13 protein-coding genes, 1 other RNA gene and 1 other annotated feature are annotated in these 16,207 nt (G+C 37.2%); of the genes, 13 read left to right on the plus strand and 1 reads right to left on the minus strand.

Features of this window, described 5'->3' with window-relative positions; all coding sequences use genetic code 11:
* Positions 1 to 1,077: 1,077 nt before the first annotated feature.
* Entirely contained in the window at positions 1,078 to 2,019 is a 942-nt protein-coding gene (locus BCELL_RS00070) for a YaaC family protein (RefSeq protein WP_013486645.1), read from the minus strand.
* A gap of 137 nt (positions 2,020 to 2,156) precedes the next feature.
* Between BCELL_RS00070 and guaB the strand changes: the two genes are divergently transcribed.
* The 13 genes from guaB to ffs all read left to right on the plus strand — a co-directional run bounded on the left by guaB (position 2,157) and on the right by ffs (position 16,119).
* The gene (guaB, locus tag BCELL_RS00075; protein ID WP_013486646.1) at positions 2,157 to 3,614 is read left to right on the plus strand and encodes an IMP dehydrogenase; all 1,458 of its coding nucleotides are present in this window, start codon (positions 2,157 to 2,159) and stop codon (positions 3,612 to 3,614) included.
* A gap of 163 nt (positions 3,615 to 3,777) precedes the next feature.
* Positions 3,778 to 5,217: a D-alanyl-D-alanine carboxypeptidase family protein gene (locus BCELL_RS00080; RefSeq protein WP_013486647.1), complete on the plus strand. Its 1,440-nt coding sequence runs from the start codon at positions 3,778 to 3,780 to the stop codon at positions 5,215 to 5,217.
* A 278-nt stretch (positions 5,218 to 5,495) separates the two neighbouring features.
* Positions 5,496 to 6,383: a pyridoxal 5'-phosphate synthase lyase subunit PdxS gene (gene pdxS / locus BCELL_RS00085; protein ID WP_013486648.1), complete on the plus strand. Its 888-nt coding sequence runs from the start codon at positions 5,496 to 5,498 to the stop codon at positions 6,381 to 6,383.
* Positions 6,384 to 6,421: 38 nt separating this feature from the next.
* Positions 6,422 to 7,006: a pyridoxal 5'-phosphate synthase glutaminase subunit PdxT gene (gene pdxT / locus BCELL_RS00090; protein ID WP_013486649.1), complete on the plus strand. Its 585-nt coding sequence runs from the start codon at positions 6,422 to 6,424 to the stop codon at positions 7,004 to 7,006.
* 45 nt (positions 7,007 to 7,051) lie between these two features.
* Positions 7,052 to 7,267 (plus strand) — a binding site (T-box leader).
* A 54-nt stretch (positions 7,268 to 7,321) separates the two neighbouring features.
* Positions 7,322 to 8,599 (plus strand): serine--tRNA ligase, encoded by a 1,278-nt coding sequence (gene serS, locus BCELL_RS00095; protein ID WP_013486650.1) that lies wholly within the window; start codon positions 7,322 to 7,324, stop codon positions 8,597 to 8,599.
* Between the two features lie 531 nt (positions 8,600 to 9,130).
* Entirely contained in the window at positions 9,131 to 10,147 is a 1,017-nt protein-coding gene (locus BCELL_RS00100; protein ID WP_013486651.1) for an ABC transporter ATP-binding protein, read from the plus strand.
* 13 nt (positions 10,148 to 10,160) lie between these two features.
* Positions 10,161 to 11,144 carry an ABC transporter ATP-binding protein gene (locus BCELL_RS00105; protein WP_013486652.1) on the plus strand — a complete coding sequence of 328 codons (984 nt, stop codon included), beginning with the start codon at positions 10,161 to 10,163 and terminating at the stop codon, positions 11,142 to 11,144.
* Positions 11,145 to 11,249: 105 nt separating this feature from the next.
* The gene (locus tag BCELL_RS00110; protein ID WP_013486653.1) at positions 11,250 to 12,995 is read left to right on the plus strand and encodes an ABC transporter substrate-binding protein; all 1,746 of its coding nucleotides are present in this window, start codon (positions 11,250 to 11,252) and stop codon (positions 12,993 to 12,995) included.
* A gap of 78 nt (positions 12,996 to 13,073) precedes the next feature.
* Complete coding sequence (locus BCELL_RS00115; protein ID WP_013486654.1) at positions 13,074 to 14,039, plus strand: ABC transporter permease; 966 nt, start codon at positions 13,074 to 13,076, stop codon at positions 14,037 to 14,039.
* An 11-nt stretch (positions 14,040 to 14,050) separates the two neighbouring features.
* Positions 14,051 to 14,965, plus strand: a complete 915-nt coding sequence (gene opp4C, locus BCELL_RS00120; protein ID WP_013486655.1) for an oligopeptide ABC transporter permease — start codon at positions 14,051 to 14,053, stop codon at positions 14,963 to 14,965.
* Between the two features lie 102 nt (positions 14,966 to 15,067).
* The gene (gene tadA, locus BCELL_RS00125) at positions 15,068 to 15,553 is read left to right on the plus strand and encodes a tRNA adenosine(34) deaminase TadA (protein ID WP_013486656.1); all 486 of its coding nucleotides are present in this window, start codon (positions 15,068 to 15,070) and stop codon (positions 15,551 to 15,553) included.
* 28 nt (positions 15,554 to 15,581) lie between these two features.
* Complete coding sequence (locus BCELL_RS21895) at positions 15,582 to 15,740, plus strand: YycC family protein (protein WP_013486657.1); 159 nt, start codon at positions 15,582 to 15,584, stop codon at positions 15,738 to 15,740.
* A 113-nt stretch (positions 15,741 to 15,853) separates the two neighbouring features.
* An RNA gene (gene ffs, locus BCELL_RS21900) (signal recognition particle sRNA large type) lies at positions 15,854 to 16,119 on the plus strand.
* Positions 16,120 to 16,207: the final 88 nt, after the last annotated feature.

Raw genomic sequence — 16,207 nt, forward strand, 5'->3', positions numbered from 1 at the left:
TGACACGTGAGAATTTAGGTGGAAACGGATAAAGTGTATCATACGAAGGCAATGACACATATAAAAGTGGGAGGAACGGAACAAAGTGTATCATACGAGGCCAATGACACGCGAGAAAGTAGTGAGAATGAAATAAAGTGTGTCATACGAGAGTAATGAAACATGAAATCTTAAGTAAAATAAAATAAGGTGTATCATAATCAAGCAATGCTACCCCAAAACCAACCCCGCACTCAACGAAGGTCATCATAATCAAGCAATGCTACCCCAAAACCAACCCCGCACTCAACGAAGGTAATCATAATCAAGCAATGCTACCCCAAAACCAACCCCGCACTCAACGAAGGTAATCATAGTAAGCCAATGCTACCCCAAAACCAACCCCGCACTCAACGAAGGTAATCATAGTAAGCCAATGCTACCCCAAAAACCAAACCGCACTCAACGAAGGTAATCATAGTAAGCCAATGCTACCCCAAAAACCAAACCGCACTCAACGAAGGTAATCATAGTAAGCCAATGCTACCCCAAAAACAAAAACTCACCTAACGAAGGTAATCATAGGCGGCCAATGCTGCCCCAAAAGCCAACTCACACTCAACGAAGGTAATCATAGTAAGCCAATGCTACCCCAAAAACCAAACCGCACCCAACAAAGGTAATCATAAGCAAGCAATACTACCCCAAAACTAAACCACCACTCAACGAAGGTAATCATAGTAAGCCAATGCCACCCCAAAACCAAACCCGCACTCAACAAAGGTCACCAAAAGCAAGCAATGCTGCCCCAAAACCAAACCAGCACTCAACGAAGGTCATCATACCCAAGCATGCCGCCCCCAAAACCAATCCTCACTCAACGAAGGTCAACATAGGCAATCAAAACAGCCCGACCCCCGAACCCCCGAACCCCCGAACCCTCACCTAACGAAGGCCAACTAACAAAAGCACTGCTCCCATAGAGATCACTACTACCAATAGCAATAATTATTGAGAAAAAAACTATATCACCAATTCCGCTCACCAACACTCATTTAACAACTTTAACTCCAACTCAATTTCTGACTCCAAACCAATTCACTTCGCCTTAAACAACGACTCCATTAAATAAGGGGTCTTTCGTTCTGTGCAATCTAAAAAGGATTGTATATATGGACGATCATTTGATGAGAAGGAATAAAGTAGTTCACCCCACCACTCTGTTTCATAACGGCAAATCATACTTAAATTGTATAATAATAAGAAATGAGAAAGTATTTCCGGTATTTTCAAATACAAATGAGGGACAGATGGTAAATAGTATTTCTTATCATTTAAATTATAATATAGAGGAAAATTGTTTTTATCGTTGTTACCGCTATATGAAATAATCAGATTTTCCTCCTTTTCAATACATTGCACAATAGTATTTGTTTTTTCTTTTATCATTAACTCAAATCTTCTAGGTGTTATTTTCATTTTTTTAAGCAAACTTAATGGGGCATAAACTTTATTTTGAACTTTATTAACTTGTATTAAAATCGATTCTCCTTCAAACTTTTCAATTAAAAAAGCTAATTCAGGGATCGACATGATTAAATGACGCATTTTATATTTTTCCCCTGTTAGCTCTTTTATGTTAAACAGTGATTTTGATACATATGGATAAAAGCCTTCCTTTTGTATTTTTATTTCATCTGTTAGAAATCTGTATCCTTGTTTCTTTCGTTTTCTTGTCGAGACACCGTGTGCTAACACTTGCGTTGTTGCAGGGTAATTTGGATCAATAGTAAGTAATGCTCCTTTTAGCCAATGGCTTAGTCCGTAAAAAAATAGTACAGGCTTTATGGATAAGGGTGCTTTTTTTCCTTGTTCAAAATAAGATTGACCAAGTTCAATATAATATACAAAAGAATAGCTATTTTGAAATGCTAACTCTTTGGGGGATGAAAACCCAGCTTCTTTATATCGTTCATATAAATATTTTTTTACATATTCAACCGATTTAAATAACGTTATAAATGAAATGTCATTATACATTGATTATCACTCCAATAAAATTGCGAATAGTTTGTGTATTCAAATAAATAAGACATTTTCCCCTACCTTGACAGTAGTTTGTCCTCTTGATAAGCTACTAATAATATTTTGCGAAGAAATTGAAAGGGGAATACGGTATGTGGGAGAATAAATTTGCAAAGGAAGGATTAACCTTTGATGATGTTCTATTAGTTCCGGCTAGATCAGAGGTACTTCCAAAGGATGTTAGTGTAAAAACTAAGCTATCTGATACACTTCAATTAAATATTCCAATTATTAGTGCTGGAATGGATACTGTAACAGAAGCAAAGATGGCTATTGCTATTGCACGTGAAGGCGGACTAGGTATCATTCATAAAAATATGTCGATTGAAGAACAAGCAGAACAAGTTGACCGTGTTAAAAGATCAGAAAGTGGTGTTATTACAAATCCATTTTTCTTATCAGAAAATCACCAAGTATTTGATGCAGAGCACTTAATGTCGAAATATCGTATTTCAGGTGTACCAATAGCAGATGAAAATCAGAAGTTAGTCGGTATCATTACTAATAGAGATTTACGATTCATTGAAGATTACTCTATCCCAATTAAAGATGTTATGACAAAAGAAGGATTAGTAACTGCACCAGTTGGTACGACATTAGCTGAAGCGCAAAAGGTGTTACAAAAGTATAAAATAGAAAAACTCCCACTTGTCGATGATAACGGTGTGTTAAAAGGCCTCATTACAATTAAAGATATTGAAAAAGCCATTGAGTTCCCTAATTCAGCAAAAGATACACAAGGACGACTTGTTGTAGGTGCTGCTGTAGGCGTCGGTGGAGATTCCGATACAAGAACGGATGCGCTAGTAAATGCAGGAATCGATGTTTTAGTTATTGATACAGCACACGGACATTCGCAAGGTGTATTAAATAAAGTTCGCGAAGTAAGAAATAAGTATCCTGACCTCAATATTATTGCAGGAAATGTTGCAACTGCTGAAGCAACAAGAGATTTAATTGAAGCAGGTGCAAATATTATTAAAGTAGGTATTGGACCTGGATCTATCTGTACAACACGTATTGTTGCAGGAATTGGCGTACCTCAAATGACAGCAGTATATGACTGTGCAACAGAAGCGCGTAAACATGGTATTCCTATCATTGCTGATGGAGGTATAAAATATTCAGGTGATATCGTAAAAGCATTAGCTGCCGGTGCTCATACTGTCATGTTAGGTAGTCTACTCGCTGGCGTTTCAGAAAGCCCTGGAGAAACTGAGATTTTCCAAGGTCGCCAATTTAAAGTATACAGAGGTATGGGGTCGTTAGGTGCAATGGAAAAAGGGAGTAAGGATAGGTATTTCCAAGAAGGAAATCAAAAGTTAGTTCCTGAGGGAATTGAAGGTCGTACGCCATTTAAGGGGCCTTTAAAGGATACGATACATCAGCTTGTAGGTGGTGTACGAGCAGGAATGGGCTATTGTGGCACGAAGGATCTAGTGGTACTAAGAGATGAATCAAAATTTGTTAGAATTACAAATGCGGGATTAAAAGAGAGCCATCCACATGATGTCCAAATTACGAAGGAAGCTCCTAACTATTCTCTTTAATGGGAATAAACAACAATAAATTTCCAATAGATAGGGTCACTCCCTATCTATTTTTTTTTATATTTATATGGTAAAATGACGTTTGTTCATATCAAAAAAAAATACTAGATTGAAAAGTTAAATCAATAAATATTTAATAAATCGAGGTTGATAGGAGAGGGTAATGTTGTTGAAAAGAATGGGTATGATAGGTCTACTAATTATATTTACATTTACGAGTTTACTTACTGGAGTAACAACGACAAAGGCAGACTATGAGTCAGACTTGTTAGAGACTGGTATATTAGTTGACGCTGATACAGGAAAGATTCTTTATGGACGAAATATTGATCAACCATTACCTCCAGCAAGTATGGTAAAAATGATGAGTATATATTTAATTCATGAATCTATTGAAAAAGGGGATATTTCTTGGGACGATATCGTCTATATTAATGACTATTTAGTGAATGATTTATCGAAACAAATCAATCTTTCTAACGTACCATTACGTAAAGATGAGGATTATACTGTTAGAGAATTATATGAGTCGATAGCAATATACTCTGCTAATGCTTCGATGATGGCTGTAGCTGAGCATATAGCAGGTTCAGAAGGAAGCTTTGTTGAGATGATGAATGAAAAGGGGAAGGAACTCGGGATGGGGAATCTTCTCCGAGAAGAAGGAGAAAAACATGGAATATCTAACCTTAATGAGATTGCGGAAGCAAATTTAGGAGATTTTCAATTTGTTAACTCTACCGGATTACCGAACTCAGTTTTATTGGAAAATCGGCCAAGTGGAACAGAAATCGATGATGATAACTTTATGTCTGCAAGAGCAACAGCAACGTTGGCATACCACTTATTAAATGATTATCCTGAGGTGTTAGAAACGGCAAGTATTCCAGAGATGACTTTTAAAGAGGGTACGGAAGATGCGATTGTCATGCCAAACTGGAATAAGATGCTTGAGGGACGAGGTCATTTTTACGAGTACGCTGATGGATTAAAAACAGGTACTACAACTGCTGCTGGAGCATGTTTTACAGGAACTGCAGTAAAAAATGGTCGACGTTTAATTACTGTTGTTATGGGGTTACCTCGACCTTTAACATCAAGACCCGAAGACGATTTAGCAAGGTATGATGAAACGAGAAAGTTAATGGAATATGGTTTTAATAACTTCTCAAGAGTTGAGTTATATCCTGAGAATATGACAATTGAAGGATTTGAAGAAATCCCTGTTGTAAAAGGAAAAGAAGATGTAGTTAGTATCTCAACAACAGATGCAGTATCGGCATTCGTTCATCGAAACGATGAGGAATCTTATCAATACTCTGTTGTATTTAATGAAGATGATGAACTTTTTGACAGTGAAGGTCGTTTAATAGCGCCGATAGAAGCTAATACTGTCATCGGTCAATTGGTTGTTGAATATGTCGGTGATGGTGAGGAAGAATATTTACTTGGTAATGGAGCTTCTGCACGAACAGTAGACATCGTAACGAATGAAGCTGTAGAAAAAGCTGGTTGGTTTTCATTAACGATGAGAGGGATAGGAGACTTCTTTTCAGGCTTATGGAATTCAATTGTTAACGCGTTAGGTGGCGGTTCTGAATAAGGATGAAAGTGGAGACATTCTCCACTTTTTTTAAAAGGTAGAAATATAGGAAGAATATCTAAGACATTACGAAAAAATTTTTATTATAACAATCATCTTTATTTTTCTTATAATTGGAATAAAATAAAACATGTATGCAATAAAAAATCGAAAATTTTTGCTAATCAGTGAAGATTCCTATCGAAATACTAGAAATTAACGTTATAATAAGTAAGGAATCAAAATTATATTGGATATTCATAAAACATCCAAAAGAATACCTAAGGGGGATTTATATAATGGAAAAGCAAGTTGGTACTGATCGAGTAAAACGTGGTATGGCTGAAATGCAAAAAGGCGGCGTTATTATGGACGTTGTTAATGCAGAACAAGCTAAAATTGCAGAAGAAGCTGGCGCAGTGGCAGTAATGGCACTAGAACGTGTTCCTTCTGATATCCGTGCTGCTGGAGGAGTTGCACGGATGGCTGACCCTACAATTGTTGAAGAAGTACAAAATGCAGTGACAATTCCAGTAATGGCAAAAGCACGTATTGGTCATATTGTTGAAGCACGTGTATTAGAAGCTATGGGTGTAGACTACATTGATGAAAGTGAAGTTTTAACACCTGCAGATGAAGTATATCATTTATATAAGCGTGACTACACAGTACCGTTCGTATGTGGTGCGCGTGATATTGGTGAAGCTTCTCGTAGAATTGCAGAAGGTGCATCGATGATTCGTACAAAAGGTGAGCCTGGTACAGGGAATATCGTAGAAGCTGTACGTCATATGCGTATGATGCAGTCTCAAATTAAAGAAGTAATTAACATGTCAGTAGACGAAATTATGACATATGCTAAAAATACAGGTTCTCCATTTGAAGTACTATTAAACATTAAAGAAAATGGTAAGCTCCCTGTAGTTAACTTTGCTGCTGGTGGAGTAGCGACTCCTGCTGATGCTGCATTAATGATGCAACTAGGTGCTGATGGTGTATTTGTTGGTTCTGGTATATTCAAGTCCGATAACCCAGCTAAGTTTGCAAGAGCAATTGTAGAAGCAACAACACATTACGAAGACTATGCGCTCATTGCTGAACTTTCGAAAAATTTAGGAACAGCTATGAAGGGAATTGAAATTTCTACTTTAGAACAAAAAGATCGTATGCAAGAGCGTGGTTGGTAATTTCTGATCTGATATTGCATGGAGAGGAGTAACACACCATGATAAACATAGGAGTTTTAGCCCTACAAGGGGCAGTAAGAGAGCATGTACAGGCTATTGAAGCTAATGATGTCAATGTTGTTATCGTAAAAAAAGTAGAACAGTTAGAGGATATAGATGGCCTTGTTTTCCCTGGTGGCGAAAGCACAACGATGCGAAGGCTTATAAATAAATATGGTTTTTATGAGCCACTAAAAGATTTCGGTAAAAATGGAAAGCCTATTTTCGGAACTTGTGCAGGTGCTATCCTTATGGCTAAAGAGCTTGTTGGACATGCAGAACCACATATTGCATTAATGGATATGAAAGTGGAAAGAAATGCATTTGGTAGACAGCGTGAAAGTTTCGAGGCTTTATTAAAGGTAAAAGGCATTGGCGATGATGTACAAGGTGTATTCATTCGTGCACCAATTATTGTTGAAGTAGGTAAAGATGTCGAAGTACTTGCTGAGTACGAAGGCGAAATTGTGGCAGCTAGACAAGGCCCATTTCTGGCTTGCTCCTATCATCCAGAATTAACGGACGATGTTCGTATGCATCAATACTTCGTTAATATGGTGAGAAATATTGTTGTTCCTACTTGATTATCTTTTGTAAGTTCGGTTAAAATAAGTAATACATTTTATCATATACGAGTGATGACAGGAAATAGTAACAAGTACTGTGCTTTCAGAGAGCCGATGGGTGCTGTGAATCGGTAGGACATATTTGTGAATCCATCCTAGAGCAAATTGTTGAACAACTAGTAGGCAATTTCGGTAATCGGCCGTTATCCGATTTAAAGTGAAGGTATATGATATATACTTTAACTAGGGTGGCAACGCGGGTTAACTCTCGTCCCTTATATGGGGACGGGAGTTTTTTATATTTTTACATAAATTTTAAGGAGGAATTTACAAATGTTGGATGTAAAACTACTTCGTTCTAGTTTTGATGAAGTGAAGGCAAAGCTAGAGCATCGCAATGAGGATATATCTGAGTTAGATCGCTTTGGTGAATTAGATGAGACACGTAGACAGCTTATTCAGGAAGTAGAAGATTTAAAAAATAGGAGAAATACGGTCTCGCAAGAAATATCTCAGTTAAAAAGAGAAAAAAAGAATGCAGATGACTTAATTAAGGAAATGAAGGATGTATCAACAAAGGTAAAGGAGTTAGATGACAAGCTAAGAGAAGTAGATAGCACATTGTCACAAATATTACTCTCCATTCCAAATATACCTCATGAAAGTGCCCCAATTGGTGCAACTGAGGATGAAAATGAGGAAGTTAGAAAATGGGGAGAGGTACCAGCGTTTGATTTTGAACATCAAGCACATTGGGATATCGCTACTAATTTAGGAATTCTTGATTTTGAGAGAGCCGCAAAAGTGACGGGAAGTAGATTTGTTTTTTATAAAGGGTTAGGTGCTCGTTTAGAAAGAGCATTAATTAATTTTATGATGGATTTACACCAAGATGAACATGGCTATGAAGAAATATTACCTCCTTATATGGTCAACAGAGATAGTATGACCGGGACCGGACAATTGCCAAAGTTTGAAGAGGATGCATTTAAAATCCGTGAAGAAGAGTATTTCTTAATACCGACAGCTGAGGTGCCAGTAACGAATCTACATCGTGATGAAATTATGCAGGCTGAAGAACTCCCAAAAGCGTATACGGCATTTAGTGCTTGTTTTAGATCTGAAGCAGGATCTGCTGGAAGAGATACAAGAGGGCTTATCCGACAGCACCAGTTTAATAAAGTGGAGCTTGTGCGTTTTGTAAAGCCAGAGGAATCATATGAGCAATTAGAACAATTAACATCTCAAGCAGAAAAGGTTCTACAACTATTAAAACTACCATATCGTGTATTAAACATGTGTACAGGTGATTTAGGATTTACTGCAGCTAAAAAGTATGACATAGAAGTATGGATCCCTAGTAATAATGCTTATCGTGAAATTTCTTCTTGTAGTAACTTTGAGGCATTTCAAGCAAGACGAGCGAATATCCGATTTAAGCGTGATATTAAAGGAAAAGCAGAGTTTGTTCATACATTAAATGGTTCTGGATTAGCGATCGGTCGTACAGTTGCTGCAATTTTAGAAAACTATCAGCAACCAGATGGGAGTGTAAAAATACCAGACGTATTAAAACCATATATGGGTGGAAAAGAAGTAATTTCAAAATAATAATAAAAAAACAGTCAAACTATATTTTATAGTGAGACTGTTTTTTTTGCATGTGAAATACATAACAAAAAGTAAACGCTTTCAAAAAAATGTCTACTATTATAGAAAAATAGATAATGAAAAAAGGTAAAAACCTTTTGTCAAAAGACTTTAAAAAATCTCTGTGAGAAATTCTGACAATTTTGATTTATTTATATTCATTTTTTATAAGTAAAAATGAATATAAATGCATAAATAACGTGTATTATTTAAAAATAGTACAATACCAATGAATAAATATTAAAAGTTTTCAGAAAGTTTCGGATTGCGAAGTTTTTTAAAAAGAAATAATTTTTAGAAAACTATATACTTATTATTTATTCTATGGTAAATTATTTTTTATAAAACTGAGAGAAAAATCACTGAATACTAGTGAGAGATTGTAAAATAAAATTTCAATTACTCATTAATGTATAAATTATCAAAGAAAATTAAAAGTATTTTCCGAATATAAAATTTTCAGATGATTTTGAGAATAAATGGGGTGGCAGAATGCAAGAGCAAGATCTTAAAAGTGAAGTTAAGCAAAAAACAAACGAACAACAACTTTTAGAGGTAAAGGGTTTAAAAACATACTTTTACATGGAAGGTAATAAAGTTGCCAAAGCTGTAGATGGTGTAGACTTCTCTGTAAAAAAGGGTGAAACTCTTGCAATAGTAGGTGAATCAGGAAGTGGAAAAAGTATTACTTCATTATCTATTATGAGGTTAATTCCATCACCTCCTGGAAAAATCGTAGAAGGATCTATTGAGCTTGATGGAAAAGATCTATTAAAGCTCTCTGATAAAGAAATGAGAAAAGTTAGAGGGAATGACATTGGAATGATATTCCAAGAACCGATGACTTCATTAAATCCTGTTTTTACGATTGGTAATCAAATCTCTGAAACACTAATGAAACATAAGAAAATGAAGAAGAAGGAAGCATTAAAGAAGTCTATTGATCTGCTAAAGCTTGTTGGTTTTGCTAGAGCTGAAGAAATTGTTCATGAGTACCCGCATCAATTGTCAGGTGGTATGAGACAACGAGTCATGATTGCAATAGCAATGTCGTGTGATCCAAAACTACTTATTGCAGATGAACCAACAACAGCGTTAGATGTTACGATACAAGCACAAATCCTAGATTTAATGGTTGAAATGAAAGAAAAGTTTGAGTCTTCCATACTACTTATTACACACGATTTAGGCGTAGTAGCAGAAGTATCAGATAGAGTATTAGTTATGTATGGTGGTCAGGTTGTTGAGGAAGCAACGGTTCAAGAGTTATTTACTAATCCAAAGCATCCTTATACAAATGGTCTATTAGCTAGTATTCCAAATATAGATTCAGATGTAGAAAGACTAGAATCAATTCCAGGTTCGGTTTTACCTGCACATCGTTTTCCAAAGGGTTGTCGATTTGCTCAAAGATGTAAACATGTTATGGACAAATGCAATGAAGCAAATCCTGATCTCTTAGAGACGGAAGCTAATCATAAAGTCAGATGTTATCTCTATGAGGATTAAGGAGGGGTCTTAGTTGGCTGAGAGAGAAAAATTACTAGAAGTACAAAATCTAAAAAAATATTTTCCTATAAAAGGTGGTGTTCTGCAGCGAACGATCGGTCATGTAAAAGCTGTAGACGATGTCTCTTTTGATTTATATAAAGGGGAAACATTAGGAATTGTAGGTGAGTCCGGATCTGGTAAATCTACTTTAGGTAGAACAATTTTGCGACTATTAGATCCAACAGAAGGAAACATCATTTTTGAAGGAGATGATATTTCCAAACTTAGTAATCGCAAAATGAGGCCTTACCGAAAAGATATGCAAATGGTTTTCCAAGATCCCTTTGCTTCACTTAATCCGAGAATGAGCGTTGGCGAAATCATTGAAGAGCCAATGATCGTTCAGAAAATCTTAAATAGTGCGGAGAGAAAAGAAAAAGTGCTAGATTTACTTGAAAAAGTAGGGTTGCCACCTGAAGCGAGAAATAAATACCCACATGAGTTTTCAGGAGGACAAAGGCAAAGGATTGGTATTGCAAGATCATTAACATTAAATCCAAAGCTCATTATTGGTGATGAACCCGTTTCTGCATTAGACGTGTCAGTACAATCTCAAGTATTGAATTTAATGGAAGATTTACAAGATGACTTTAATTTGACTTATTTATTTATTGCGCATGATCTAAGTGTTGTTAAGCACATAAGTGACCGGATAGCTGTTATGTATTTAGGGAAAATCGCTGAAATTTCACCTAAGGATGATTTGTTTGCAAAACCGTTGCATCCTTATACACAGGCGCTTTTATCTGCAGTACCAATTCCAGATGTACAAAGGAAACGTGAGAAGATTACGTTAAAAGGTGAGTTGCCAAGTCCTTCGAATCCACCTTCAGGTTGTCCTTTCCATACGAGATGTCCAGAGGTCCATGATCGATGTAAGGTAGAATTACCAGAGTTAACTGAACAAGGTAATGGGCAGTATGTGGCTTGCCACTTATATACAACAGAAAAGTAGGTTAAAACAATCACTTTTAAGGAGGTGAGGGCGGGAAAGGGAACCGTAATCTTGCATAATTATTATTTTTAGAATTTTCCAACAAACTAAGGGGGTAAATGAACAATGAAATTCAGTAAATTTTGGCTTATGCTAATTGTATCTTTAGCATTCATGCTAGTAATAGCAGCTTGCGGAAGCGACGATGAAGCAGGTGGAGATGTTGATGATGAAACAGAAGAGGTAGATGAAAATGGAGACGATGCTACAGAAGATTCTGGTGAGAGAGGCTCAATTGTAGCAGGTATGTATTCTGCTCCTGGGCATCAGTTTAACCCATTATTTTATTCTGATGCATATGAAGCAAATATCTTAGATTTCACACATGAAGCACTAGCTAGATTAGATGAAAACCTAGATTGGGAGCCATCTTTAGCAGAGAGCTGGGAAATTAACGACGATTACACTGAAATTACATTTACTTTAAATGATGGTGTGACTTGGCATGATGGTGAACCATTTACTTCTGCTGACGTTGTATTCACTTATGAAACACTAATGGATGAGGATTATGTTGCTGCAGGTGGTGTACGTACAAACTACGTATCTGACCTTGAGTCAGTTGAAGCTATAGACCCACTTACAGTTAAATTTACTTATACAGATACAAACATTAACGCTGTTTTTGATGCTGCATTTATTATCGTTCCTGAGCACGTATTTGGCGATGTTCCAGTTTTAGAAATGCCTGATTACTCTGCATCTAGAAATGCAGGTGAAATCATCGGTACTGGTCCTTTCCAATTAACAGATATGCTTGAAGGAGAGCAATACGTTTTAACAGCTTATGATGACTACTGGAAAGGTGAGCCAGGTCTTGCTAGTATTACTTGGAGAGTTATCGAGCAGTCAGTAATGCCAGGTTTACTTGGAAATGGTGATATCGATATGATCGCTGCACCTAATGGTGTTCCGCCAGCAGACTTTGGTTCAGTTGATGCGTTAGATCATATTAACACTTATGTGTTCCAAGATTTTGGATATCAATATATGGGCTTTAAATTACACCACAGAACATCTGAGGATGTAGAAAACGGAGTTATTGACCCAGATAACTGGATTGAAAATGAAAAAGTAGCTGATGTACGTGTACGTCAAGCAGTCGTTTATGCAATTGATCGTGAAGGTATTGTAGAAGGTTTATTACACGGAATGGGTACAGTGTTAAATGCAAACTTCCCAGAAGCATCTTGGGCATTTGACGAAAGTGCTGTAAACCCTTATGAGTATAGCCCTGAAACTGCAGAAGCATTATTAGATGAAGCTGGATACGTTGATGTAACTGGTGACGGATTCCGTGAAGATCCAGACGGAAACGAGTGGGTATTAAATCTTGACTACCCTACTGGTAACCAAATTCGTGAGCGTTCTGCACCGATTATTCAAGAAGACTTAGAAGCTGTAGGTATTAAAGTTAACTTAAGACAGCCACGTGAAGCTGGTCCTCACTTCGACTTAGTTGAGGAAGATGATCACGATTGGGATTTATATTTAGCTGGATGGAGTTTATCGGCAGCTGACCCAGATCCATCTGCACTATGGTTATCAACTGCACCATATAACTACACTCGTTGGAATGATCCTGTAAGTGATGAGTTAATCAGAGCAGGTATCCAAGCACCAGAAGCATTTGACCAAGACTATAGAAAACAAGCGTATTCTGATTGGGCAGCTCATATGTCTGAGCAAGTTCCACAAGTATTCTTGTATTCAAATGATAATATTTATGCTTACAATGCAGCGTTACAAAATGTAAAAGAGTACCCTGCAGGTATTTACACTGATTCTTATTTATGGGAATTAGCAGAATAAAACTAATGTCGTAATAAGGTGAAAACAGTGCACGGTATGTGCCGTGCACTTGTTTTTATTTTTTAGGAGGAATGATGAATGCATAAATATATAGCGCGGCGTATACTTCAATTCATTCCAATGCTATTTCTTGTCACTGTTTTAGTGTTTGCACTTGCTATGGCGGCACCAGGTGACCCGTTGTCGGGTGAAAGAGTTGACCCGAATATTGACCCAGCTGTCTATGAGGAAAGAAGAGAAGCGCTTGGTTTGAATGATCCTATTCCTGTACAGTATTGGAGATGGTTGACTTCAGTTGCACAAGGAAATTTTGGAGATTCACTACAGTATACTGGTAGAAGTGTAATGGAATTGATACAGGCTAGAATATGGAATACGTTTTACCTCTCAATATTCGCTTTAGCTGTAACCTTGGCAATAGCTATCCCGATAGGTATTTATTCCGCGAATAGAAAATATTCACTTTTTGATTATGGAGCTACGACCTTTGCCTTTTTAGGTCTGGCAACACCCAACTTTTTTGCAGGGTTGTTAGCGATCTATGTATTTGCCTTGACCTTGGGATGGTTCCCTGCGCAAGGTACAACATCGGCTATTGGCTTGAGCGGGTTTGAGCTCTTCATTGACAAATTAAGACACCTTGTATTACCTGGTTTAACGTTGGGACTAGCCAGTACAGCTGCATATATGAGGTATATGCGAACGGAAGTATTAGAAGTCAAAGGTAGTGACTTTATACGGACAGCCAAAGCAAAAGGGCTTAGTAATGAATCGGTTCTTTATAAACATACATTGAGAAATGCTCTTATACCAATCATAACTTTACTTGGTTTAGAGTTCGGTACGTTATTAAGTGGTGCAATCATTACAGAACGAATTTTTAATTATCCTGGTTTAGGTACATTGTTTCTAAACGCCATTACGAATCGGGATTACCCCGTAATAATGGCCATTAACTTAATTCTTGCGGTAACAATTCTTGTTGGAAATTTATTAGCGGACATTTTCTACGCCATTGTAGATCCGCGCATTCGTTACGATTGAGGTGAGAGCTAATGCAAACACAAATACAAAACAAAATGGATCCAACACCTGAGGTAAATGAACAGCCTGAAAAAAGCTTAAGTCCTTTTCAGTTAGCGATGCGTCGTTTTCTAAAAAATAAATTAGCCATAGCTGGAATATTTATATTATTATTTTTCGTTATCGTTGCTATATTCGCAGATCAAATTGCGACACACGATCCGAGGGCTAGTGAAAGATATAATGTAGAAGCGAAGGCAAGTAGTGAAAACTGGCTAGGGACAGATAGCTCCGGAAGAGATAACTTTTCTAGGCTCGTTCATGGTTCAAGAGTTTCTTTAACAATTGGATTTTTTGCGATGTTCTTTACGGTAGTTATTGGAGTCATATTAGGTTCTATTGCAGGTTTCTATGGAGGGAAAATAGATGGCATTATTATGAGGATTACTGATTTAATGATGATCATGCCATTTATGCTCTTAGTTTTAACGGTAGTTGCAATACTCGAAAGGACCACAATAGTGATTTTTATTGCTGTAATTGCACTTACCGCCTGGCCAACATTAACGAGGCTCATTCGAGCAACTTTTCTTTCTTTAAGAGAGAAGGAATATATACTCGGAGCGAGGTCGATAGGGGCTTCGGATTTTAGAATTATATTTAAACACTTTTTACCGAATGCGGTTGGTCCAATTATCGTAAACGCAACGTTAATGATGGCAACGATGATTATTATCGAATCAGGACTAAGCTTTATCGGTTTTGGTATACCTCAACCGACACCAACTTGGGGTAATATGATTACAGAAGGTAACAGTTTACGTATGTTAGAAAATAACTGGGAAGCGTGGTTACCTGCAGGTCTAGCTATTTTACTAACAGTATTAGCTATTAACTTCATTGGGGATGGCTTACGTGACGCATTTGATCCAAAAAGTTCAAACTAAAACTCGTGCATAAGCACGAGTTTTTCTTTTTCAGTTATATCGTATATGATGTATAAGACAAAGCCTTACCTAAATATGTTATGATGGAATAAGGATGAGAGTATGAGCTTAAAACAAAGTAAAGAAGATATATTTTTTATGGAACAAGCCTTAGTAGAAGCTGAAAAAGCAATGGAAATCGGTGAGGTCCCGATTGGTGCTATCATTGTTCGTGATAATGTGATTATTGCCAGAGGGCACAATTTGCGTGAACAGCAGCAAATGGTGACAAACCACGCAGAACTGATTGCCATACAAAAAGCATGTGAAGAAGTTGGAAGCTGGCGATTAGAGGATTGTACATTATATGTGACGTTAGAACCGTGTCCAATGTGTGCAGGTGCAATAGTACAATCTCGTATGAAGAGAGTCGTGTATGGTGCAGCAGATCCGAAAGCTGGTTGCTGTGGTTCATTAATGAATTTATTGGATGAGCCTCGTCTTAATCACCAAGTATATGTAACGAGTGGACTTTATGAAGAGGAATCGTCACGTCTACTTAAAGATTTTTTTAAAAAGCTCCGTCAGAAAAAGAAAGGGACCGACTAGTGTATGAATAAGCATTGGAGGTGTAATAATGAAACCGAACCAAATATCACTTGAAACGGCAAAAATGTTTTCAGAGAAACTAAAAATGCCCATTGAACATGTCATGCATACACCACCCCATATATTAGTTGCTAAGCTGAAGAAAGTAGAAGAGGAAGCGGCAAAGACGAATGAGGGTAAGGAATAGTTAACCATAGCTTCCATAAACTGAATGGCGTCATCTATTGCAAATTAGCTAAAAAACCTCTATACTATTATTTGCACCACAAAAACTGGTGCCTAACAACGTTATAAACTTTGCCATGCTAAGCGGGGAGGTAGCGGTGCCCTGTACTCGCAATCCGCTATAGCGAGGCCGAACCCCTTCTCGAGGTTTTAGTATTGTAAGGTCTGACCTAAGTAAGTGGTGTTGACGATTGGGTTCTACGCAACGGAAACCTGTGAACCCTGTCAGGTCCGGAAGGAAGCAGCAGTAAGCAGTCATTTCCGTGTGCCGTAGAGTCGCCTGATCCGAGCTAACTGCTTAGGTAACGCTTATGATACTATTATCGACAGAAGGTGCATGGCATTTTAATAATAATGAATGAAGCTATCTGGTATTCCAGATAGCTTTTTACTTTTTATAATTAGATGGTGCAATATAACCACACTTAG

The organism is Evansella cellulosilytica DSM 2522 (assembly GCF_000177235.2).
GTDB classification, from domain to species: domain Bacteria; phylum Bacillota; class Bacilli; order Bacillales; family Salisediminibacteriaceae; genus Evansella; species Evansella cellulosilytica.

Excerpts from the sequence above, each read along its gene's own strand:
- guaB (WP_013486646.1), top strand. The coding sequence starts at position 2,157 with ATGTGGGAGAATAAATTTGCAAAGGAAGGATTAACCTTTGATGATGTT.
- BCELL_RS00070 (WP_013486645.1), bottom strand. The coding sequence starts at position 2,019 with ATGTATAATGACATTTCATTTATAACGTTATTTAAATCGGTTGAATAT.
- BCELL_RS00115 (WP_013486654.1), top strand. The coding sequence starts at position 13,074 with ATGCATAAATATATAGCGCGGCGTATACTTCAATTCATTCCAATGCTA.
- tadA (WP_013486656.1), top strand. The coding sequence starts at position 15,068 with ATGAGCTTAAAACAAAGTAAAGAAGATATATTTTTTATGGAACAAGCC.
- BCELL_RS00080 (WP_013486647.1), top strand. The coding sequence starts at position 3,778 with ATGTTGTTGAAAAGAATGGGTATGATAGGTCTACTAATTATATTTACA.
- pdxS (WP_013486648.1), top strand. The coding sequence starts at position 5,496 with ATGGAAAAGCAAGTTGGTACTGATCGAGTAAAACGTGGTATGGCTGAA.
- serS (WP_013486650.1), top strand. The coding sequence starts at position 7,322 with ATGTTGGATGTAAAACTACTTCGTTCTAGTTTTGATGAAGTGAAGGCA.
- opp4C (WP_013486655.1), top strand. The coding sequence starts at position 14,051 with ATGCAAACACAAATACAAAACAAAATGGATCCAACACCTGAGGTAAAT.
- BCELL_RS00110 (WP_013486653.1), top strand. The coding sequence starts at position 11,250 with ATGAAATTCAGTAAATTTTGGCTTATGCTAATTGTATCTTTAGCATTC.
- BCELL_RS21895 (WP_013486657.1), top strand. The coding sequence starts at position 15,582 with ATGAAACCGAACCAAATATCACTTGAAACGGCAAAAATGTTTTCAGAG.
- pdxT (WP_013486649.1), top strand. The coding sequence starts at position 6,422 with ATGATAAACATAGGAGTTTTAGCCCTACAAGGGGCAGTAAGAGAGCAT.
- BCELL_RS00100 (WP_013486651.1), top strand. The coding sequence starts at position 9,131 with ATGCAAGAGCAAGATCTTAAAAGTGAAGTTAAGCAAAAAACAAACGAA.